Genomic DNA, 20,255 nt, shown 5'->3' on the forward strand with positions numbered 1-20,255 from the left:
GATGCGAGGCCCCGGCCCGCGCGGTGCTAACCTGCACCGGCGCCCGCACCGTCGGGCGCACGCCTCCGTAGCTCAGGGGATAGAGCACTGGTTTCCGGTACCAGGGGCCGCAGGTTCGAATCCTGCCGGGGGCACCGATCGGCAGCCCGCTCCGCGGGCGCCGAGCGGAGCCCATGGCAGAAGCAACAGGCGCCTCGAACGCAGTGAGAGCACCGACGGGGGCACCCCACACAGCCCATGGCAGAAGCAGCAGACGCCTCGAATGCAGCGAGAGCGCCGACGGGAGCACCGAGCACCGGCCGCGACGAGATCGCCAGGCCCAGAGCGAGACTTCTCCCCCTCTTCGCGTGACTAGAGCCCTGCCCCGTACGTACGGGGCAAGGGCGGAGTCACCCGGCACGGACCCCGCCAGCACGTCCGACCCGCAGCAGGTCGTCCCCCTTCGCGGCGGTCCGACCCACCCACCGACGACGCGGGCCACCACGCCGTAGTGGTCGTGATCACGACCAGTACGGCGTGGTAGCCGGGGGTCTAGCGGGGTTGGGTGGCAGCGAAGGGGGTCAGCCCTCCCCGCGCGTGGTCCCCGCCCCGGTCCCACCGGCGCGCGCCGCCTCGCGGGCGGCGACCCGGCGGTCGCTTCGCACGAGCCAGATCACCGAGACGACCAGGCCGCCCCAGATCGTGCCCATGGCCAGCAGCATCATGAGGATCGCGGTCGTCGTCATCGGGCACCCCCGGTCGTGTCGGCGTGGTCGTCGGCGAGCTGGTCGCTGCCCGGGTCGTCGAGCTCGATCCCCCGCTGCCACGGCAGCCGCGCGAGCAGGAGCGCGATGACGGGCAGCGCGATGACGAGGCCCCACCCGAAGGTCCACAGCAGCGAGCTCGGGTAGCCCTCGTACGGCGTCTCGACGTTGTCGACGAGCTCGAGGACGAGCATGACGACGAGGACGAGGGGCACGAGTGCGGCGACGAGCACCCGCCACCAGGCGCCGAGCCGGATCGAGCTGTGGACGTTCATGTGGTCGGCGAGCGGGCGGAGCCGGCGCCACACCCACCCGATGGCGAGCATCGACAGCGCGGCGACGAGCAGGATGCCGAAGCTGTTGATGAAGTTGTCGACCGTGTCGAGCACGTACAGCCCGCCGGTCGTGCCGAGCAGCACGCAGGAGACGACGGCCATCGGCAGCCCGATGATCATCGTCGCGGCGACACGGCCCGCGCCGGTCTTGTCACGGATCGCGCTGATGCCGACCTCGACGATCGAGATGAGCGAGGTGAGCCCGGCGACGACGAGCGAGCCGAAGAAGAGCACGCCGAGGAGCACGCCCGCGGGGGCCTCGTTGAGGATCGCCGGGAAGGCGACGAAGGCCAGCCCGATGCCCTGCGCGACGACCTCGTCGACCGGCTGGCCCGAGCTGCTCGCGAGGAAGCCGAGGACGGCGAAGACGCCGAGACCGGCGAGCAGCTCGAAGCTCGAGTTCGAGAAGGCGACGACCGCCCCGGACCCGGTGAGGTCGGTCTTGCGACCGACGTAGCTCGCGTACGTGATCATGATGCCGAAGCCCACCGACAGGCTGAAGAAGATCTGCCCGAAGGCGCTCACCCACACCCCGGGCTCGGCGAGCGCAGACCAGTCGGGGCTGAAGAGGGCGTTGAGCCCGACGCTCGCACCCGGCAGCGTGAGCGCGACGACGACGAGGATCGCGAAGGCGATGACGAGCGCGGGGATGAAGATGACCGCGGTCCGCCCGATGCCGGCCTGGACGCCGAGCGCGAGGACGCCGAGCGTCACGACCCACACGACGACCATCGGGATGAGCACCCCCGGCACGACGTCGAGCGTCGGCCCGGGGGTCTCCGCGGCCCGGAGGAAGTCGCCGAAGAGGAAGGCCTCGGGGTCGCTCCCCCACGCCTTGTCGACCGAGAAGCCGGTGTAGCGGATCGCCCAGGCGATGATCGCGGGGTAGTAGATGCCGATGACGACGGTGATGAGCACCTGCCACCAGCCGAACCACTCGCCCCGCTTCGAGATCCGCCGGAAGGCCAGCGGCGCGGACCCGCGGTAGCGGTGCCCCATCGCGTAGTCGAGGAAGAGCATCGGGATGCCGGCGAGCAGCAGCGCGACGAGGTACGGCACGAGGAAGGCGCCGCCGCCCCCTTCGTAGGCCACGTACGGGAAGCGCCAGATGTTGCCCAGGCCGACCGCCGACCCGATGGCGGCGAAGATGAAGGCCTTGCGGGTGCCGAAGCCGCTCTTCTCGGACGCCCCGGCGAGCTCGCCGGAGGTGGTGCTGCTGGTGGTGCTCACGTCACTCCCTCGTCGGTGCACCGCGGGCAGACGACCTGGCTCGCGGCACCGCGCACAGTGCCACGGACGTCGGGGCACCCGCAGCGGGCGTCGCGGGCTGAGACCGCGCCGGGCGAAGGGGGGTCAGCGCTGGGTGGAGTCGGTGACCTCGCCGACGAGCTCCTCGATGACGTCCTCGAGGAAGACGACGCCGAGGGTGGCCCCCTCGTCGCCGATGACCCGGGCGACGTGGGCACCGGTCTGCTGCATCGTGCGCAGCACGTCCTCGACCTCGTCGGCGCGCTGCACGGTCGCCAGGCGACGGACCCGCTTGACCGGCACGGGCTGAGAGCGCTGGACGTCGTCGGCGTAGAGGACGTCCTTGAGGTGCAGGTAGCCGCTCAGCTCGCCGGAGCCGTCGACCGTCGGGTAGCGCGAGAAGCCGTGCCGGGCGACGAGCCGCTCGATGTCGTCGGGCGTCGCGTCGACCGGGACGGTGACGAGGTCGGCGACGGGGATGCCGACGTCCGCGGCGTCCTTGTCGGAGAACTCGAGCGCGGCGCCGACGAGGCCGTACTTGTCGGTCTCGACGAGGCCCTCGCGGTGCGACTCCTCGACGATCGTCTGCACCTCCTCGACGGTGAAGGCGGTGGCGAGCTCGTCCTTGGGCTCGATGCCCATCGCCCGCACGAGGGCCTTCGAGAGCCAGTCCATGCCGGCGATGATCGGGCGGGTGAGGCGCATGACGACGACGAGCGGGGGCACGAGCCAGCGGGCCGCGCGCTCGGGGCCGGAGATCGAGATGTTCTTCGGCACCATCTCGCCGACGACGACGTGGAGGTAGACGACGACGAGGATCGCCAGGACGAGCGAGGTCGCGTCGGTGAGCCCCTCGGGCACGCCGAGGCGGATCATCACGGGCTCGAGGGCGTGGTGCAGGGCCGCCTCGGAGATCGCACCGAGGAGGACCGAGCACACGGTGATGCCGAGCTGGCAGGTCGCGAGGATGACGCCCGTGTGCTGCAGCGCCTCGACGGCGAGCGCGGCCCGCTTGTCCCCCGCGTCGGCGAGCGGCTCGAGCTGGCTGCGCCGGGCGGACATCGCGGCGAACTCGGCACCGACGAAGAAGGCGTTGAGCAGCAGCAGGACGACGGTGATGATCACGGTGATCACGCGCGCTCACCCCCTTCGGTCGTGGCCTGGTCGTCGGTCGAGGTCGGGGTGAAGCGCAACCGGTCGACCCGGCGCGCCTCCATGTCGACGACGGTGACCTGCCACCCGTCGAGGGTGGCGACGTCGCCGACCGAGGGCACGCGGCCGAGCTCGTGCATGACCCAGCCGCCGACGGTCTCGTAGGCGGACCCCTCGGGCACCTCGGCGCCGAAGCGCTCGCGCACCTCGTCGGGGCGCCACAGGCCCGGCACGGTCCACGACCCGTCGGGCAGCTGGCGGCCGGTCGTCTGGCTGCGGTCGTGCTCGTCGCTCACCTCGCCGACGATCTCCTCGACGAGGTCCTCGAGGGTGACGACACCGGCGGTGCCGCCGTACTCGTCGACGACGACGCCGAACTGCAGGCCGGCGTCGCGCAGCTGGAGGAGCAGCGGGTCGAGGCGCAGGGTCTCGGGGACCATGACCGGCGCGACCATGAGGGCGGAGATCGGCACGGCCGCGCGCTTCTCGTGGGGCACGGCGATGGCCTTCTTCACGTGCACGACGCCGTCGACGTCGTCCCAGTCCTCGCCGGTGACGGGGAAGCGGGAGTGCCCGGTCGCGCGGGCGAGCGCGACGAGCTCCTCGGCGCTCGCGGTGCGGTCGATGGAGGTCGCGCGGTTGCGCGGGGTCATGACGTCCGCGGCGGTCTGCTCGCCGAAGCCGAGCGAGCGGGTGACGAGACGGGCGGTGCCGGAGTCGAGCGTGCCGGCCTCGACGGAGGTGCGCACGAGCGAGGCGAGCTCGGCGGGGCTGCGGGCCGCGGAGAGCTCCTCCTGCGGCTCGATGCCCAGGCGGTGGAGCACCCAGTTCGCGGAGCCGTTGAGCACGAAGAGCATGGGGCGCAGGAGGGTGGCGATGACGCGCATCGGGGTGGCGACGACCTTCGCCGTGCCGAGCGGGGCGGAGACCGCGAGGGTCTTCGGCACCATCTCGCCGACGATCATCGAGAAGCCCGTCGCGAGGAGCAGCGCGATGACGCTCGCGGTGTTGGCCGCCCCGCGCGGGCCGAGCCCGGCGGCCTCGAGCAGCGGGGTGATGAGCGCACCGATCGCGGGGTTGGCGACGAAGCCGAGGACGAGGGTCGTGATCGTGATGCCGACCTGGCACGCACCGAGGAGCGTGGAGAGGCGGCGAAGGGAGATGAGCACCGGCTGCGCCCGGGAGTCCCCCGCGTCGACGGCCCGCTGGACCGTCGGGCGGTCGAGGGCGACGAGCGAGAACTCTGCGGCGACGAAGAGGGCCGTGCCGAGCGTGAGGAGCACACCGAGGAGCAGGAGTAACCAGGGCGTCATGATGTCGCGATCCTACGGTCCGCGTCGTTGGTGGAGGTGCGGAAGCCTTCGCCGGCCGAGGTGCGAGAGCCTTCGCTGGCCGAGGTGCGAGGAGCGGTGTTGCTGGTCGAGGTGCAGGAGCCTTCGCTGGTCGAGGTGCGACGAAGGAGCCTCGAGCCACGGCCGCGCGGTTTCGAGGTGCAGGATCCTTTGCTGGTCGAGGTGCGAGGAGCGCAGCGACGAGCCTCGAGACCACCGCCGCGCGGTTTCGAGGTGCAGGAGCGTTCGCTGGTCGAGGTGCGACGAAGGAGCCTCGAGACCACCCCCGCACGGTTTCGAGGCTCAGGCCTGGCGGCCTTCGCACCTCAACCACCAAAGGCCCCTTCGCTGGTCGAGGTGCGAGGAGCGCAGCGACGAGCCTCGAGACCAACCCCGCGTGGTTTCGCACCTCAACCACCAGGGGGACGGCCACCCCTTCGCCGTGATCTCTTGACGATGACGTCCCACTGGTCGGCGATCAGCGCCTCGCGCTTGGCTCGCGACCAGCCCTGGACCTGCTTCTCGAGGGCGTAGGCCTGCGGGATCGTCTCGGTCTCCTGAGACCAGACGAGCTCGACGGGCATGCGGGAGCTCGTGTAGCGGCTGCCCCGCCGGTCGCGTGCTGCTGCAGACGCTTCTGCAGGTCGCGGGTGCTGCCGACGTAGTAGCTGCCGTCGGCGCAGCGGAGCATGTAGACGTGGGGCATGGCTGATCTCAGCAGAGGCCCCGCTCGCGGCCGGTGAGTCATCCACAGGGTCCGTGGTCTCGAGGCTCCTCCGTCGCACCTCGACCACCAACGGTCTTCCCCGCACCTCGACCAGCGGGACGTTCGGTGGTTGAGGTGCGAAGGCCGCCAGGCCTGAGCCTCGAAACCCGGCTGTGTGGTTTCGAGGCTCCTTCGTCGCACCTCAACCACCAAGAACTCCTTCGTCGCACCTCGACCGGCAAAGACTCCTCGCACCTCGACCAGCAACGGCTCATCCCTCGGGGGGAGGGGGGCTCAGACCTGGGGTGGATGTGCGGGGTGAGGTGGCACTGGTTCGATGGGTCTCGACCGAGAGACCGTAGTGACGACCCGGCGCGCGTGCGCCAGAGGGAGAGCAGGATGGCCGACCGCGGCACCGCGATCGAGGTGCGCAACCTGTCCAAGCGTTTCGGGGGCTTCACCGCCGTCGACGACGTGAGCTTCGACGTCAGACCAGGGAGGGTGACGGGCTTCCTCGGGCCGAACGGCGCGGGCAAGACGACGACCCTGCGGATGCTGCTCGGTCTCGTCGAGCCCTCGGCCGGGCAGGCGACGATCGGCGGCACGCGCTACCGCGACCTGCCGAGCCCGCTGACGACGGTCGGTGCAGCCCTCGAGGCGACCTCCTTCCACCCCGGGCGCAGCGGCCGCGACCACCTGCGGGTCATGGCCTCGACGGCCGGCATCCCCGACTCTCGCGTCGACGAGCTGCTCGAGCTCGTCGGCATCCCCGCCGCCGCCCGCAAGCGGGCCGGCGGCTACTCGATGGGCATGCGCCAGCGCCTCGGTCTCGCCGGCGCCCTCATCGGCGACCCCGAGGTGCTCCTCCTCGACGAGCCGAACAACGGTCTCGACCCCGAGGGCATCCGCTGGATGCGCGGCTTCCTGCGCCACCTCGCCAGCGAGGGCCGCACCGTCCTCGTGAGCAGCCACATGCTCGGCGAGGTCCAGCAGACGGCCGACGACGTCGTCATCATCGCCAACGGCCGCCTTGTGCGCTCCGGCACGCTCGAGGAGGTGCAGGGCGGGGCGAAGAGCTTCGTGCGCACCTCCGACGCCGACGCGCTCGCCGGTGCCCTGCGCATCGCCGACGTCACCGCCGAGCCCGCCGACGGCGGTCTCGTCGTCGAGACCGACGACCTGCGCCTCATCGGTGACGTCGCCCTGCGCGCCGGCCTCCCGGTGTGGGAGCTGACGAGCCGCAGCGGCGACCTCGAGTCGCTCTTCTTCGCGCTCACCGACGGCACGAGCCGCAACTACTCGACTCAGGACGCCCCGGTGGAGCAGGACGCTCTCATCGGTCAGGAAGGGGCGAACGAATGATCAGCGTCATCCGCTCGGAGATCCGCAAGCTGCGCACGACGCGGATGTGGTGGGCGATGGCCCTCGGCATCTTCGTCGCGGGCGCCGTCTTCGCCGGCTTCTTCGCCGTCGTCTACACGATCGACGACCCCGGCACCGGCGCCCCGGCGATGACCGGCACCGACGCCCAGGTCGCCAACACCGTCTACACCGCGGGTCTCGGCGTCGGCTACCTGCTCCTGCTGACCATCGGTGTCATGCAGATCGGCTCGGAGTACCGGCACAAGACGATTACCGGCACCTTCCTGGCCACCCCGCGCCGGATGAAGGCCCTGCTCGGCAAGGTCCTCGCCCTCGTCGTCATCGGCATCGGCTACGGCCTCGTCAGCCTCCTCGGCTCGGTGAGCGTCGGCGCCGTCGTCCTCAGCATGCGCGGCATCGAGCCCTTCCCCGACGTCGAGATCCTGCGCTCGCTCGCGCTCAGCCTGCTCGCCCTCGCCCTGTGGGCGCTCATCGGGCTCGGCGTCGGCATCCTCATCCCCAACATGGTCGCCGCGCTGCTCGTCGGCATCGGCACCGCGTGGATCGTCGAGCCCCTCGTCGGCTTCGGGCTGTCCTTCAACGACTTCGCCAACGAGCACGTCGTGAAGTTCTTCCCGAGCCAGGCGACGAACGCGATGATCGACCCGGTGACCGTCTCCGGACCGGGCATGGCCGAGCCGCTCTCGTGGTGGGCCGGCGCCCTGACGCTCACCGCGTACGCGGTCGTCCTCGCCGGTCTCGGCGTGCTCCGCGCGTCGCGCCAGGACGTCACCTGATCGAGCCTGCTCGAAGCGCGAACGCCCCTCCGACCTGGAGGGGCGTTCGCGTTAGGCTTGCCGGGTGCGGCCCGTGGCTGCGGGCTGACCTGACGCGACCTGTGGAAAGAGGCGTACCCGCCGTGCCCGACCAGCCTGATGGCCCCACCAACCTCAGCGACTTCGGTCCGAACGAATGGCTCGTCGACGAGCTCTTCGAGCAGTACAAGCAGGACAAGAACCTCGTCGACAAGGCGTGGTGGTCCTACTTCGAGAGCTACCGACCGGGTGAGGCGAAGGGGGGCAACGGCCAGTCCCCCGCCGCCCCGGCGCAGGAGGCGAAGGCTCCCGCGAAGGCGCCGGTGACCCAGGAGGCCAAGGCACCCGCGAAGGCTCCGGCCAAGGCACCAGCCAAGGCCCCGGAGAAGAAGGCCGAGCCGGCCACCTCCGAGCCCAAGGCCTCCCCTGCCGCGAAGAGCTCGACGGCGAGCGAGAAGAACGCCGACGTCAAGGAGGCGACGGCGCCCACGCCGCGCGACCCCGACAAGCCGAAGGTCGAGGCGCCCTCGCAGCGCGAGGACGAGACGGTCCCCCTTCGCGGCGCCGCTGCCCGCGTCGTGTCCAACATGGAGGCCTCTCTGGAGGTGCCCGTCGCGACCTCGGTCCGCGCGGTCCCCGCGAAGCTGCTCATCGACAACCGCGTCGTCATCAACAACCACCTCGGCCGCGCCCGCGGCGGCAAGGTGTCCTTCACGCACCTCATCGGGTACGCGATGGTCAAGGCGCTGACGAAGATGCCGTCGATGAACGTCGGCTACACGACCGACGAGAAGGGCAAGCCGGTCCTCGTCAACCCGGCGCACGTCAACCTCGGCATCGCCATCGACCTGCCCAAGCCGGACGGCTCGCGCTCGCTCGTCGTGCCCTCCGTCAAGGGCGCCGAGACGATGACCTTCAGCCAGTTCTGGGCGGCCTACGAAGTCGTCGTGAAGAAGGCGCGCGACAACAAGCTCACCGTCGAGGACTTCCAGGGCACGACGATCTCGCTGACCAACCCCGGCGGCATCGGCACGGTCCACTCCATCCCGCGGCTCATGAAGGGCCAGGGCGCCATCATCGGCGTCGGGGCGCTCGACTACCCCGCCGAGTGGCAGGGCGCGAGCGCCGAGACGATCGCGCGCAACGCCGTGAGCAAGCTGCTCACCCTCACCTCGACGTACGACCACCGGATCATCCAGGGCGCCGGCTCCGGCGAGTTCCTCGCAATCATCCACCAGCTGCTCCTCGGGCAGCACGGCTTCTACGACGAGATCTTCGAGAGCCTGCGCATCCCCTACGAGCCGGTGCGCTGGGTCCAGGACATCTCCGCCACGCACGACGACGACATCAACAAGGTCGCCCGCGTCCAGGAGCTCATCCACGCCTACCGCGTGCGCGGCCACCTCATGGCCGACATCGACCCGCTCGAGTACAAGCAGCGTCGCCACGCCGACCTCGACATCACGAGCCACGGCCTGACCCTGTGGGACCTCGAGCGCAACTTCGCCACCGGTGGCTTCGGCGGCGAGTCCTTCCTCAAGCTGCGCAAGATCCTCGGGATCCTGCGCGACAGCTACTGCCGCAGCACCGGCATCGAGTACATGCACATCCAGGACCCCGAGCAGCGCAAGTGGATCCAGGACCGCGTCGAGGTCGGCTACAAGCGCGCGACGAGCGACGAGCAGCTGCGCATCCTGCGCCGGCTCAACGCCGCCGAGGCCTTCGAGACCTTCCTGCAGACGAAGTTCGTCGGCCAGAAGCGCTTCTCGCTCGAGGGCGGCGAGTCCGTCATCGCGATGCTCGACCGCATCCTGTCCAACGCCGCGACCGAGGGCATCGACGAGGTCGGCATCGGCATGCCGCACCGCGGGCGCCTCAACGTCCTGGCGAACATCGCCGGCAAGAGCTACGGCCAGATCTTCCGCGAGTTCGAGGGTCAGCTCGACCCCCGCTCGGTCCAGGGCTCCGGTGACGTCAAGTACCACCTCGGCACCGAGGGCGAGTTCACCGGCGACGACGGCTCGAAGACCAAGGTCTACCTCGCCGCGAACCCCAGCCACCTCGAGGCGGTCAACCCGGTGCTCGAGGGCATCGTGCGCGCCAAGCAGGACCGGCTCAACCGCGGTGGCGAGGACTTCCCCGTCCTGCCGATCCTCATCCACGGCGACGCGGCCTTCGCCGGCCAGGGCGTCGTGGCCGAGACCCTGCAGCAGTCGCAGCTGCGCGGCTACCGCACCGGCGGCACGATCCACGTCGTCATCAACAACCAGGTCGGCTTCACCACTGCGCCGTCCTCGAGCCGCTCGTCGGTGTACTCCACCGACGTGGCCCGGATGATCCAGGCGCCGATCTTCCACGTCAACGGTGACGACCCGGAGGCGTGCGTGCGCGTCGCCGAGCTCGCCTTCGCCTTCCGCCAGGCGTTCCACAAGGACGTCGTCATCGACATGGTCTGCTACCGCCGCCGCGGTCACAACGAGGGCGACGACCCCTCGATGACCCAGCCGCTCATGTACAACCTCATCGAGTCCAAGCGCTCGGTGCGCAAGCTGTACACCGAGTCGCTCATCGGTCGTGGTGACATCACCTCCGACGAGGCCGCCGCGGCGCTCAAGGACTACCAGGCCCAGCTCGAGCGGGTCTTCGTCGAGACGAAGGAGGCCCTCAAGGCCGGCACCCCCGTCGCCCAGGAGCGGGACGAGGACTCCTCCTCCGAGGTCGACGACAACGCCGGTCTCGAGCGCCCGACCTCGCAGTCGAGCGACGCCCCGCGTCGCACCGCTGCGGAGACGGCGATCTCCGAGACCGACCTCCACGCGATCGGCGACATCTTCGCCAACCCGCCGAGCGACTTCACCGTGCACCCGAAGCTCGCGCAGGCCATGGCCAAGCGTGCCGAGAGCACGCACAAGGGCGGCATCGACTGGGCCACCGGCGAGCTCCTCGCCTTCGGCTCGCTGCTCCTCGACGGCACCCCCGTGCGCCTCACCGGTCAGGACAGCCGCCGCGGCACCTTCGTGCAGCGGCACGCGGTCCTCATCGACAAGGCGACCGCGGAGGAGTGGACGCCGCTGAACTACCTCGGCGCCGGTCAGGCCCGCTTCTGGGTCTACGACTCGCTGCTCTCCGAGTTCGCGGCGATGGGCTTCGAGTACGGCTACTCCGTCGAGCGGCCCGACGCCCTCGTCCTGTGGGAGGCGCAGTTCGGCGACTTCTGGAACGGCGCGGCGACGATCGTCGACGAGTTCATCTCCTCCTCGGAGCAGAAGTGGGGCCAGAACTCCTCCGTCGTCCTGCTGCTCCCCCACGGCTACGAGGGCCAGGGGCCGGACCACTCGTCCGCCCGCATCGAGCGCTTCCTCACGCTGTGCGCGCAGAACAACATGACGGTCGCCTACCCCTCGACGCCGGCGAGCTACTTCCACCTGCTGCGTCGTCAGGCGTACAGCCGGCCGCGTCGTCCGCTCATCGTCTTCACCCCGAAGTCGATGCTGCGGCTCAAGGCCGCGGCCAGCGCGCCGGAGGACTTCACGCAGGGCAGCTACCAGCCGGTGCTCCCCGACCGTGACGGCCCCACCGGCGAGAAGGTCGACCGCGTCATCATCGCCAGCGGCAAGGTCATCTACGACCTCGAGGCCGAGCGCAAGAAGCGCGGCGACGACGCGACGGCGATCCTGCGTCTCGAGCGCTTCTACCCGCTCGCCGGCGCCGAGCTCGCCGAGGCGCTCGCGCAGTACCCGAACGCCGAGGTCGTCGTCGTGCAGGAGGAGCCGCAGAACATGGGCGGCTGGCCCTTCCTCGCGCTCAACCTGCCGCAGGCCCTGGCCGAGCACGGCGAGCAGCGCCCGCTGCGCGTCGTCGCCCGTCCCGCGAGCGCCTCGCCCGCGGCCGGCACGGCCAAGAAGCACGCGGCGGAGCAGGCGGCGCTCATGCAGGCCGCCTTCGACCGCTGATCGGGGCCGCGTGTACTTCACCGACCGCGGGATCGAGGAGCTGACCGCACGCCGGGGTGACGAGTCCGTCACCCTGGAGTGGGTCAGCGACCAGCTGCGCACCTTCGTCGACCTCCACCCGGAGTTCGAGACGCCGGTGGAGCGGCTGGCCTCGTGGCTGGCGCGGCTCGACGACGACGAGCTGGACGACGAGTAGGTTGGCGACATCATGAGCACCGACCCGCAGTTCACCCCCAGCGCCGCCGTCGCGAGCGCGCCCGGAGACGACGGAGAGCGGCGCGTGAGCGTCGTCTTCATCGGCGACTCCTTCGTCGCCGGCGTCGGTGACCCGAAGGCCCAGGGCTGGGTGGGTCGCGTCATGGGCCGCACGGTCCTCGACGGGGCCCACCTCGCCCACTACAACCTCGGGGTCGGCGGGCAGACCTCGGGCGACGTCTCGCAGCGCTGGCTCACCGAGGCACCGCTGCGGTGGGAGGGCGCGAGCGACCGTCGGCTCGTCGTGTCCTTCGGTCGCGCGGACGCCGAGACCGGGGTCTCGCTCGCGCGTCACCGGCTCAACCTCGCGAACATCCTCGACGAGTGCGCGAGCCGGGGGGTCGCCCCCTTCGTCGTCGGTCCGGCACCCGCCGCCGACGCGGAGGTCGACGCCCAGCTGACGCAGATCACCGAGGCGCAGCGCGACGTGTGCGAGCGCCGCGGCGTCCCCTTCGTCGACGTCTTCGCGCCGCTCGCCGGCCACGAGCAGTGGGACTCCGACATGGCGAGCAGCCTCGACGGCGTCCACCCCGGCCAGGCCGGCTACGGCCTCATCGCCTGGCTCGTCCTGCACCACGGCTGGAGCGACTGGATCGCCTGACCGGTCCGCTGCGACCCCGTTCGTGCCCCGGCGCGACGGGGGTCGCTGCATGTCCAGCCGGTGGTCTCGAGGCTCCCGCCCTGGCGGGCAGTCGCACCTCGACCAGCGACGCTCGCCGCAGCGCCCCGCCGACCAAGCCCGGATGGGGCGGTCGACGGGACGCTGTGGGCGTACCCCCTTCGCCTGTGGATGCCGAGTCGAGGTACCCGAGCGAGCCCTGACTCACGCGAGCACCTCGACCCGGTCAGGGGGAGGCGAAGGGGGACGGAGGGGTCAGCCGGTCGCGAGCGCGCGGAGGCGGTCGAGGCTGCCGTTGAAGACGTTCTGGTCGATGGGGGTGTCGGAGTACTGCCAGAAGGTGTAGTAGCTCCACCCGGTCGGCAGGGTGCCGGCGGCGGTGCTGTACCGCGCGATCCACAGCGGCACCTCGGCTGCGAAGCGGGTGTCGTGGCCGACGCACTGGTTCCACCAGTTCGTGTTCGTGTAGATGACCGGCGCGCGACCGGTGCGGGCCTTGTACCGCTTCACGAAGTCCTGGATCCACGTCACCATGCCGGCCTGCGTCTTGCCGAAGCACGTGGCGCCGTAGGGGTTCCACTCCATGTCGAGCGCGCCGGGGAGGGTCTTGCCGTCCGCCGACCAGCCGCCGCCGTTGTTGACGAACCAGTCCGCCTGGGCGGTACCGCTCGAGCGGTCCGGCAGCGCGAAGTGGTACGAGCCGCGGATGAAGCCCTGGGTGTAGGAGCCGGTGTACTGGTGGTTGAAGGAGGGGCTCTTGTAGCTCGTGCCCTCCGTGGCCTTGACGTAGGCGAAGCGCTTGCCGGCCGCCCACTGGCCCGCCCAGTCGACCTGGCCCTGCCAGTTCGAGACGTCGATGCCGCTGACCGTCGCGGTCACACCGGACTCGCGCGCGGTGCTCTTGTCGAGCTGGCTGGCCTTGAGCGGGGTGCCTCGCTCGCGCCAGCCCATGTAGGCCTGACCGGGCTCGGTGATGCCCGCGGAGCGGGCGCCGGAGGTGGGCTCGGGGGCCGGGGCGTTCCCGGCCGTGGCGGTGGGGGCCACCGCGGTGAGCGCGGCGACGGCGGCGGTGGCGATGAGGGCTCGGCGCATGCTCGAAGGCTAGAAGCGAGCCCAATCCCCCTGCACCCCATGGGGATCCATCGTCTGGTCAGGAGTGCGTCAGCCCAGGTCAGTGCGCGGTCAGATGAGTCAGCGGGGCGTCGTGTGGTTTCGAGGCTCAGGCCTGGCGGCCTTCGCACCTCAACCACCAAAGCCCTTCGATGGTCGAGGTGCGACGAGCGCAGCGAGGAGCCTCGAGACCACCGAAGCCCTACCGCGCGAGGTGCGCTCGAAGCCTCTCGTCCTGGTCCACCGGCTCCCAGCCGGTGGCGGCGATCTTGTCCAGCGAGAGGGTGCTGTGGCGGGGGCGGGGGGCCATGGGGCGGCCGTCGGCGTACTCGGCCGTGCTCACGCCGGTGACGTCGGACCCGGACCTCCCCCGCAGCTCGAAGACCGCCGTCGCGACATCAGCCCACGACCGGCTCGCTCCCCCGCTCGTCACGTCGTACGTCCCGGCCGGAGCCCCGACCTCGAGTAGGTGCGCGACCGCGCCCGCGAGGTCGTCGGCGAAGGTGAGCCGCCCGTGCTGGTCGTCGACGACGCGGGGTGACACCCCTTCGTCGGCCAGGCGGGCCATCGTGTCGACGAAATTCGCCCCGTCACCGATGACCCACGACGTGCGCAGCACGTAGTGGCGCGGGACGACGGAGACCGCGAGGTCGCCGGCAGCCTTGCTCTGCCCGTAGACCCCGAGCGGCGCGAGACCCTCCTCCTCGTCGTGCACCTCGGCGGTGCCGTCGAAGACGTAGTCGCTCGAGACGTGCACGAGGGTGAGGTCGTGGCGCACGGCGAGCGCGGCGAGCCTGGCGACGGCGGTCGCGTTGGCGGCCCACGCCTCGCGCCGGCCGGGCTCGCTCTCGGCATGGTCGACGGCGGTCATCGCGGCGGCGTTGACGACGACGTCGACCCCCGACCAGTCGAAGGCCTCGAGCGCCGCCGGGTCCGAGATGTCGAGGTCGGCGCGGGTGACCCCGCGCGCGTCCGGCAGGGCCCGCATGAGCGCGCGGCCCACCTGGCCGTGGGCGCCGAGGACGAGCACCCGCTGCGCGGTCCGGGCGAAGGGGGTGACCCCCGCCAGGGTCGGGTTGCCCCGGTCCTTGTCGCTGATCTCCGCGCGCTCGAGCGGGATCGGCCAGTCGATCGCGGCATCGGGGTCGTCGAGCGCGAGCGCGGGGTAGGTGAGCCCGGGCTGCCAGTGCGCGTTGACGAGATAGCTGTACGCCGTGCCGTCCTCGAGGGCCTGGTAGGAGTTGCCGACGCCACGCGGCACGAAGACCGCGACCCCCGGGTCGACCTCGACGGTCACCGTCGTGCCGAAGCCGTCGCCCTCGCGCAGGTCGACCCACGCGCCGAAGACGCGCCCGGTGACGACGGAGACGAGCTTGTCCCACGGCTCGGCGTGGATGCCACGCGTGGCTCCCGCGCTGTCGTTGTACGAGACGTTGTGCTGCACCGGCCCGAAGTCCGGCAGCCCGAGCGCGGTCATCTTCGCCCGCTGCCACGACTCTTTGAACCAGCCGCGGGCGTCCCCGTGCACGGGCAGGCGCAGGACGAGCAGCCCCGGGATCGCGGTGGTCTCGACGCTCAGCTCGGCCACGGTCAGTGCCCCTTCGCCGCGTACGTGGCCTCGGTGGCCGCCTTCTGCGGGCGCCACCAGTCTTCGTGCTCGCGGTACCACTGCACCGTGCGCTCGAGCCCCTCGCGGAAGTCGCCGTACCGCGGCTCCCAGCCGAGCTCGGTGCGCAGCCGCGTCGAGTCGATGGCGTAGCGCATGTCGTGCCCGGCCCGGTCGGTGACGTGATCGAAGTCGTCGGGGTCGCGCCCCATGATCTCGAGGATCGTGCGCACGACGGTGAGGTTGTCCTGCTCCCCGTCGGCGCCGACGAGATAGGTGCGGCCGCTCTCCCCCTTCGTGAGGATCGTCCACACGGCGCTGGAGTGGTCGTCGGCGTGGATCCAGTCGCGCACGTTCGCCCCGGCGCCGTACAGGCGCGGGCGGACCCCGTCGATCAGGTTGGTGATCTGGCGCGGGATGAACTTCTCGACGTGCTGCCACGGGCCGTAGTTGTTCGAGCAGTTCGAGATCGTCGCGGGGATGCCGAAGGAGCGCACCCACGCGCGCACGAGGTGGTCGCTGCCGGCCTTCGTCGCGGAGTACGGGCTCGACGGCTGGTAGGGCGTGGCCTCGGTGAAGCGGGCCGGGTCGTCGAGCTCGAGGTCGCCGTAGACCTCGTCGGTCGAGACGTGGTGCAGCCGGGTGCCGTGGCGGCGCACCGCCTCGAGGATCGTGTACGTGCCGACGATGTTGGTCCGCACGAAGGGGGACGGGTCGGCCAGCGAGTTGTCGTTGTGCGACTCGGCGGCGTAGTGCACGACCGCGTCGGCCTGCTCCACGAGCGGGTCGACGGTCTCGGCCTCGGCGATGTCGCCGACGACGAGCCGCACCCGGTCGGCGGGCAGGTCGGCGAGCGAGGCCTCGCTCGAGGCGTACGTCAGCTTGTCGAGGACGGTGACGTGGGCGTCGGTCGTCGCGACGACGTGATGGACGAAGTTGCTGCCGATGAAGCCGGCTCCGCCGGTGACGAGCAGTCGCTGCATGCCTTGCAGGGTATGGGTGCCCGAGGTGCGCGCACCGGGCTTCGGGCAGATCCCGTGCGGTGCAGGGCTGCCCGTCCTACCGTGGGCGCATGAGCGAGGACCGGGGACCGACCTTCGACGGGGTGCGCATCGGACGGCCCGCGACCGGGGCGCTCGTCGACGCGGGCTACCGCTCGCAGGCCGACCTCCCGGAGGACCTCGAGGAGCTGCTCGCGCTGCACGGGGTCGGCCCGAGGGCCGTCCGGCTGCTCGACGAGGCACGCAGGGCCACGTGAGGGCCTGATCTCCCGGCTGACGCGCTTACGATCCCCGCAGCCCGTCACCCACCCGAGGAGCTCACGATGGCCGGTCCGGCCGTGATCAAGAAGGTCGCCATCCAGGTCGCCGGATGGCTGCTCGTGCTCGTCGGCATCGCCGCGCTCTTCCTGCCCGGCCCGGGGCTGCTCGCCCTCTTCGCCGGCATGGCGCTGCTCGCGACGCAGTACGAGTGGGCGGAGCGCCGGCTCGAGCCGGTGAAGAAGGCGGCCCTGCGCACCGCGGCCGACAGCGTCTCGAGCTGGGGCCGTATCGCCCTGTCGGGCCTGCTCATCGTCTTCCTCGTCGGCGCCGGCGTCGTGTGGGGCCTGCAGCCCCCGGTCCCGTCGTGGTGGCCCCTCGACGCGAGGTGGTGGCTCCCCGGCGGCTGGGGCACCGGCGGCTCCCTCATCGCCTCCGGCGTCATCGCCGCGGCGATGCTCGTCTACAGCTATCTCAACTTCCGCGGCATCCGCGACGACGAGGCCCGCGAGGACCAGCGGGTCTGACTCCCCCTTCGCCTGATCCCCCGAACGCCGGACGCGAAGGGGTGCGCCGCCCTACCGTCGTCGCATGCGCGGCATCATCCTCGCCGGGGGGACCGGCTCGCGACTGCACCCGATCACGCTTGGGACGAGCAAGCAGCTCGTGCCGGTCTACGACAAGCCGATGGTCTACTACCCGCTGTCGACGCTCATGCTCGCGGGGATCCAGGACGTCCTGCTCATCACGACCCCGCACGAGGCCGACGGCTTCCACCGGCTGCTCGGCGACGGCTCGCAGATGGGCATCAACCTCACCTACGCGGAGCAGCCCTCGCCCGACGGGCTCGCGCAGGCCTTCGTCATCGGCCGCGACCACCTCGCCGGCGGCAAGGCGGGCCTCGTCCTCGGCGACAACATCTTCTACGGGCCGGGTCTGGGCACCCAGCTGAGGCGTCACCACGAGATCGACGGCGCCGCGATCTTCGGCTACCGGGTCGCTGACCCGACCGCCTACGGCGTCGTCGAGGTCGACGGCGAAGGGAGGGCGATCAGCCTCGAGGAGAAGCCCACCCATCCGCGGAGCGACCTCGCGGTGCCGGGTCTGTACTTCTACGACGAAGGGGTGGTCGACCGTGCCGCCGCCCTGCGTCCGAGCGCACGGGGCGAGCTCGAGATCACCGACCTCAACCGCGGATACATGGAGGAGGGGCGCCTGCAGGTCGAGGTCCTCCCCCGCGGCACGGCGTGGCTCGACACCGGCAGCTTCGACTCGCTCAACGACGCGAGCAACTACGTCCGCACGCTCGAGGGCCGGCAGGGCCTCAAGGTCGGGTGCCCCGAGGAGGTCGCCTGGCGCATGGGCTACATCGACGACGACGGCCTGCGCGAGCGCGCCGAGCCGCTCATCAAGAGCGGCTACGGCCAGTACCTCCTGAGCCTTCTCGCCTGAGGCGCCCCTCGCCGGTCGAGGTGCGAGCGAGCCCTTCGCTGGTCGAGGTGCGAGCGAAGCGAGCACCCTGCTGGTCGAGGTGCGAGCGCAGCGAGCCTCGAGACCACCGACCTCACCCCGTGACGCGTTCCAGCCACACGACCCGCTCGACCGCGGCGTCGATCTCACGAGCCATGACGTCGAATGCAGCGTCCTCTCGGCGGTACGGGTCGGCGACGTCGTCGACGCCCTCCCCCACACGCGCACGACCACGCTCACGCGCGAGATGCGTCGGGATTGCGGCCCAACGCTCCTCGGGAGTCGTCAGGCCGGCGAGCCGCTCGGTCCACGGCTGCGTCTGCTCGGCAGAGTCGATGAGCCGGGCGATCTCCTTGATCGTGTACGCGCGCTTGAGCAGACGAGGCGCGTAGGACAGCACGGCCTTGCGGTGGTCGACCGCCATCGGCAGCACGAGGTCGATCCCGTCGAGGTCGCGCTCGGAGATCTGACGGGCGCGGAAGTCCGTGTGGACGATCCCCTTCGCGTCCAGGTGTCGTGCGCTGCCCGGGTCGACCGCGTTGTCCACCAGAGCGCCGACACCGGCGCTGGTCACCTCGAACGCACCGGGGCGCACCGTCTCGAGGCCCTGGGCGAGCAGCAGGTGAGCGTAGGGAGAACGGCAGATGTTGCCGGTGCACACGGTCATGATCCGCACGGTCATGGCTCCATCATGCCTGCGCGACGAGCTCCGCTGGGGCACACCCCGCCTGCACAGTCGCCGCACGCGGCCTCTGACCCGGTGTGCGAGAATCTCACCGCTTTGGCACACAAATCTCAGGGGTCACACACGTGGAGCTGCAGGACTACATCAGGATCGTTCGGAAGCGCTGGCTGACCATCGCTCTGACGACCCTCGTCGTCGTCGGATTGGCCGCCCTCATGACGGCGACGGCGACCAAGCAGTACGCGGCGAGGACGCAGTTCTTCGTCTCGGTGTCTGGCGCCGACGACAGCACCCAGCTCCAGCAAGGTGGGACCTTCGTGCAGCAACGCGTGAAGTCCTACGCGGAGCTGTTCAAGACCGCGAAGGTTCTGGCACCAGTCGCGGAGGAGCTCGGCGACGGTACGACCTCGGCGGACCTCGACGGGACCATCACCGTCACCACCCCGCCCGACACGGTGATGCTCGAGGCGGCCGTCACCGACCCGAACCCGGAGCGTGCGCAGAAGGTGGCCGCCGCGATCGGCGAGACCTTCCCCGCGGTGATCGACGAGCTCGAGCGTCCGTCGGACAGCAGCAAGCGCAGCCCGGTCAAGGTGAGCCTCGTCGCACCTGCTGAGGCCTCCGGCAGCCCCGTCTCCCCCCAGCCGGTTCGCAACATCGTTCTCGGAGTGATCCTCGGTCTGCTGCTCGGCCTCGGCCTGGCAGTGGTTCGCCACCTCATGGACACCACGGTGCGGTCCACCGACGACGTCGAGGAGATCACCGAGGACCCGATCATCGGCGCGGTCCACTTCGACCCGCGGGCGGGCAAGGAGCCGCTCATCGTCGAGACGGATCCGACCTCCCCGCGCTCCGAGGCCTTCCGCTCGCTGCGGACCAACCTCATGTTCGTCAACGCCGCCACGCACCCTCGCACCATCGCGCTCACCTCCTCGATCCCCGGTGAGGGCAAGAGCACGACGATCGCGAACCTCGCCCTGACGCTGGCGCAGTCGGGCTCACGCGTCTGCCTCATCGAGGGCGATCTGCGTCGCCCGCGCCTGCTCGACTACCTCGGTCTCGAGGGTGCGGCTGGCATCACCGATGTGCTCATCGAGCGCGCGACCCTCGACGACGTCATCCAGCCCTACGGCGAGCACGGCCTCGACATCATCGGCGCCGGCCCGATCCCGCCAAACCCGAGCGAGCTGCTCGCCTCGGACGCGATGTCGATGGCGCTTGCCCAGCTCTCGGCACGCTACGACTACGTGCTCATCGACACCCCCCCGGTGCTCCCGGTCACCGATGCCGTGGTGCTCTCGACGAAGGTCGACGGCCTCATCGTCCTCGTCGGCACGACGATCGTGCGCAAGGAACAGCTCGAGGCCACGATCGACGCGATCAAGGCTGTCGACAACAACCTGCTAGGACTCGTCCTCAACCGTGTCGGCACGAGCGCGGGCGACGGCAATGCCTACTACGGCTACTACGACTACCAGCCGGACCCGAGCAAGATGGTCGATGCCTCGCGGGCTGACAAGCGTCGCGCACGAGCACGGGTCGGCCGCTGAGAGCACGCTGATGCGAAACTCCACCCCCCGCAGATCGGTGCGCTGGCTATGGGCAG

General features: G+C 70.8%; 18 protein-coding genes, 1 tRNA gene and 1 pseudogene. 10 read left to right on the forward strand and 10 right to left on the reverse strand.

Going from position 1 to position 20,255, the window contains the following annotated elements:
* Window positions 1–61: 61 nt before the first annotated feature.
* Window positions 62–134 (forward strand) — tRNA-Arg (locus EEW87_RS07105).
* Between the two features lie 426 nt (window positions 135–560).
* On the opposite strand, the gene EEW87_RS07110 is transcribed toward EEW87_RS07105, so the two are convergent.
* From EEW87_RS07110 to EEW87_RS17215, 6 genes and pseudogenes are all read right to left on the reverse strand, one after another.
* Complete coding sequence (locus tag EEW87_RS07110) at window positions 561–725, reverse strand: methionine/alanine import family NSS transporter small subunit (protein ID WP_123092062.1); 165 nt, start codon at window positions 723–725, stop codon at window positions 561–563.
* On the reverse strand, window positions 722–2,308 hold the full coding sequence (locus EEW87_RS07115; protein WP_123092063.1) for a sodium-dependent transporter: 1,587 nt from the start codon (window positions 2,306–2,308) through the stop codon (window positions 722–724). The genes EEW87_RS07110 and EEW87_RS07115 overlap by 4 nt, the downstream gene beginning before the upstream one ends.
* A 123-nt stretch (window positions 2,309–2,431) precedes the next feature.
* Entirely contained in the window at window positions 2,432–3,460 is a 1,029-nt protein-coding gene (locus EEW87_RS07120; protein ID WP_123092064.1) for a hemolysin family protein, read from the reverse strand.
* Entirely contained in the window at window positions 3,457–4,791 is a 1,335-nt protein-coding gene (locus tag EEW87_RS07125) for a hemolysin family protein (protein ID WP_123092065.1), read from the reverse strand. Before EEW87_RS07125 ends, EEW87_RS07120 begins: the two co-directional genes overlap by 4 nt.
* 428 nt (window positions 4,792–5,219) lie before the next feature.
* On the reverse strand, window positions 5,220–5,393 hold the full coding sequence (locus EEW87_RS16965; protein ID WP_225985836.1) for a hypothetical protein: 174 nt from the start codon (window positions 5,391–5,393) through the stop codon (window positions 5,220–5,222).
* 62 nt (window positions 5,394–5,455) lie between these two features.
* Window positions 5,456–5,557: pseudogene (locus EEW87_RS17215) on the reverse strand (hypothetical protein); the annotation flags it as partial.
* A 357-nt stretch (window positions 5,558–5,914) separates the two neighbouring features.
* Here EEW87_RS17215 and EEW87_RS07135 point away from each other — a divergent pair.
* The 5 genes from EEW87_RS07135 to EEW87_RS07155 all read left to right on the forward strand — a co-directional run bounded on the left by EEW87_RS07135 (window position 5,915) and on the right by EEW87_RS07155 (window position 12,501).
* On the forward strand, window positions 5,915–6,877 hold the full coding sequence (locus EEW87_RS07135; RefSeq protein ID WP_123092066.1) for an ABC transporter ATP-binding protein: 963 nt from the start codon (window positions 5,915–5,917) through the stop codon (window positions 6,875–6,877).
* On the forward strand, window positions 6,874–7,674 hold the full coding sequence (locus tag EEW87_RS07140; protein ID WP_123092067.1) for an ABC transporter permease: 801 nt from the start codon (window positions 6,874–6,876) through the stop codon (window positions 7,672–7,674). Before EEW87_RS07135 ends, EEW87_RS07140 begins: the two co-directional genes overlap by 4 nt.
* 122 nt (window positions 7,675–7,796) lie before the next feature.
* Complete coding sequence (locus tag EEW87_RS07145) at window positions 7,797–11,645, forward strand: multifunctional oxoglutarate decarboxylase/oxoglutarate dehydrogenase thiamine pyrophosphate-binding subunit/dihydrolipoyllysine-residue succinyltransferase subunit (RefSeq protein WP_123092068.1); 3,849 nt, start codon at window positions 7,797–7,799, stop codon at window positions 11,643–11,645.
* A gap of 10 nt (window positions 11,646–11,655) precedes the next feature.
* Complete coding sequence (locus EEW87_RS07150; protein WP_068277920.1) at window positions 11,656–11,841, forward strand: DUF6104 family protein; 186 nt, start codon at window positions 11,656–11,658, stop codon at window positions 11,839–11,841.
* A gap of 12 nt (window positions 11,842–11,853) precedes the next feature.
* Window positions 11,854–12,501: a GDSL-type esterase/lipase family protein gene (locus EEW87_RS07155; RefSeq protein ID WP_123092069.1), complete on the forward strand. Its 648-nt coding sequence runs from the start codon at window positions 11,854–11,856 to the stop codon at window positions 12,499–12,501.
* A gap of 273 nt (window positions 12,502–12,774) precedes the next feature.
* Here EEW87_RS07155 and EEW87_RS07160 read toward each other — a convergent pair whose 3' ends face one another.
* The 3 genes from EEW87_RS07160 to rfbB all read right to left on the reverse strand — a co-directional run bounded on the left by EEW87_RS07160 (window position 12,775) and on the right by rfbB (window position 16,218).
* Complete coding sequence (locus tag EEW87_RS07160) at window positions 12,775–13,611, reverse strand: lysozyme (protein ID WP_123092070.1); 837 nt, start codon at window positions 13,609–13,611, stop codon at window positions 12,775–12,777.
* 220 nt (window positions 13,612–13,831) lie between these two features.
* Window positions 13,832–15,217 (reverse strand): sugar nucleotide-binding protein, encoded by a 1,386-nt coding sequence (locus EEW87_RS07165; protein ID WP_123092071.1) that lies wholly within the window; start codon window positions 15,215–15,217, stop codon window positions 13,832–13,834.
* A gap of 2 nt (window positions 15,218–15,219) precedes the next feature.
* A complete protein-coding gene (gene rfbB / locus EEW87_RS07170) occupies window positions 15,220–16,218 on the reverse strand; it encodes a dTDP-glucose 4,6-dehydratase (protein ID WP_123092072.1) in 999 nt (332 codons plus the stop codon).
* Window positions 16,219–16,307: 89 nt separating this feature from the next.
* Between rfbB and EEW87_RS07175 the strand changes: the two genes are divergently transcribed.
* The 3 genes from EEW87_RS07175 (at window position 16,308) to rfbA (ending at window position 17,946) form a co-directional block, all read left to right on the forward strand.
* Window positions 16,308–16,493 (forward strand): helix-hairpin-helix domain-containing protein, encoded by a 186-nt coding sequence (locus EEW87_RS07175; RefSeq protein WP_123092073.1) that lies wholly within the window; start codon window positions 16,308–16,310, stop codon window positions 16,491–16,493.
* Window positions 16,494–16,559: 66 nt separating this feature from the next.
* Window positions 16,560–17,021: a PGPGW domain-containing protein gene (locus EEW87_RS07180; protein ID WP_123092074.1), complete on the forward strand. Its 462-nt coding sequence runs from the start codon at window positions 16,560–16,562 to the stop codon at window positions 17,019–17,021.
* Window positions 17,022–17,085: 64 nt separating this feature from the next.
* Window positions 17,086–17,946, forward strand: coding sequence for a glucose-1-phosphate thymidylyltransferase RfbA (gene rfbA / locus EEW87_RS07185; RefSeq protein ID WP_123092075.1), 861 nt, complete (start codon window positions 17,086–17,088; stop codon window positions 17,944–17,946).
* A gap of 112 nt (window positions 17,947–18,058) precedes the next feature.
* On the opposite strand, the gene EEW87_RS07190 is transcribed toward rfbA, so the two are convergent.
* Entirely contained in the window at window positions 18,059–18,646 is a 588-nt protein-coding gene (locus EEW87_RS07190) for an arsenate reductase/protein-tyrosine-phosphatase family protein (protein WP_123092076.1), read from the reverse strand.
* A gap of 80 nt (window positions 18,647–18,726) precedes the next feature.
* Here EEW87_RS07190 and EEW87_RS07195 point away from each other — a divergent pair, with 80 nt between their 5' ends.
* Window positions 18,727–20,199 (forward strand): tyrosine-protein kinase domain-containing protein, encoded by a 1,473-nt coding sequence (locus tag EEW87_RS07195; RefSeq protein WP_240341669.1) that lies wholly within the window; start codon window positions 18,727–18,729, stop codon window positions 20,197–20,199.
* The last annotated feature ends 56 nt before the right edge of the window (window positions 20,200–20,255 follow it).

Source organism: Janibacter melonis (assembly GCF_003721155.3).
Lineage (GTDB): Bacteria > Actinomycetota > Actinomycetes > Actinomycetales > Dermatophilaceae > Marihabitans > Marihabitans melonis.

Coding starts and splice junctions, on each gene's coding strand:
- EEW87_RS07135 (WP_123092066.1), top strand. CDS start 5,915: ATGGCCGACCGCGGCACCGCGATCGAGGTGCGCAACCTGTCCAAGCGT.
- EEW87_RS07110 (WP_123092062.1), bottom strand. CDS start 725: ATGACGACGACCGCGATCCTCATGATGCTGCTGGCCATGGGCACGATC.
- EEW87_RS07175 (WP_123092073.1), top strand. CDS start 16,308: ATGAGCGAGGACCGGGGACCGACCTTCGACGGGGTGCGCATCGGACGG.
- EEW87_RS07160 (WP_123092070.1), bottom strand. CDS start 13,611: ATGCGCCGAGCCCTCATCGCCACCGCCGCCGTCGCCGCGCTCACCGCG.
- EEW87_RS07155 (WP_123092069.1), top strand. CDS start 11,854: ATGAGCACCGACCCGCAGTTCACCCCCAGCGCCGCCGTCGCGAGCGCG.
- EEW87_RS16965 (WP_225985836.1), bottom strand. CDS start 5,393: ATGCCCGTCGAGCTCGTCTGGTCTCAGGAGACCGAGACGATCCCGCAG.
- rfbA (WP_123092075.1), top strand. CDS start 17,086: ATGCGCGGCATCATCCTCGCCGGGGGGACCGGCTCGCGACTGCACCCG.
- rfbB (WP_123092072.1), bottom strand. CDS start 16,218: ATGCAGCGACTGCTCGTCACCGGCGGAGCCGGCTTCATCGGCAGCAAC.
- EEW87_RS07180 (WP_123092074.1), top strand. CDS start 16,560: ATGGCCGGTCCGGCCGTGATCAAGAAGGTCGCCATCCAGGTCGCCGGA.
- EEW87_RS07125 (WP_123092065.1), bottom strand. CDS start 4,791: ATGACGCCCTGGTTACTCCTGCTCCTCGGTGTGCTCCTCACGCTCGGC.
- EEW87_RS07190 (WP_123092076.1), bottom strand. CDS start 18,646: ATGACCGTGCGGATCATGACCGTGTGCACCGGCAACATCTGCCGTTCT.
- EEW87_RS07140 (WP_123092067.1), top strand. CDS start 6,874: ATGATCAGCGTCATCCGCTCGGAGATCCGCAAGCTGCGCACGACGCGG.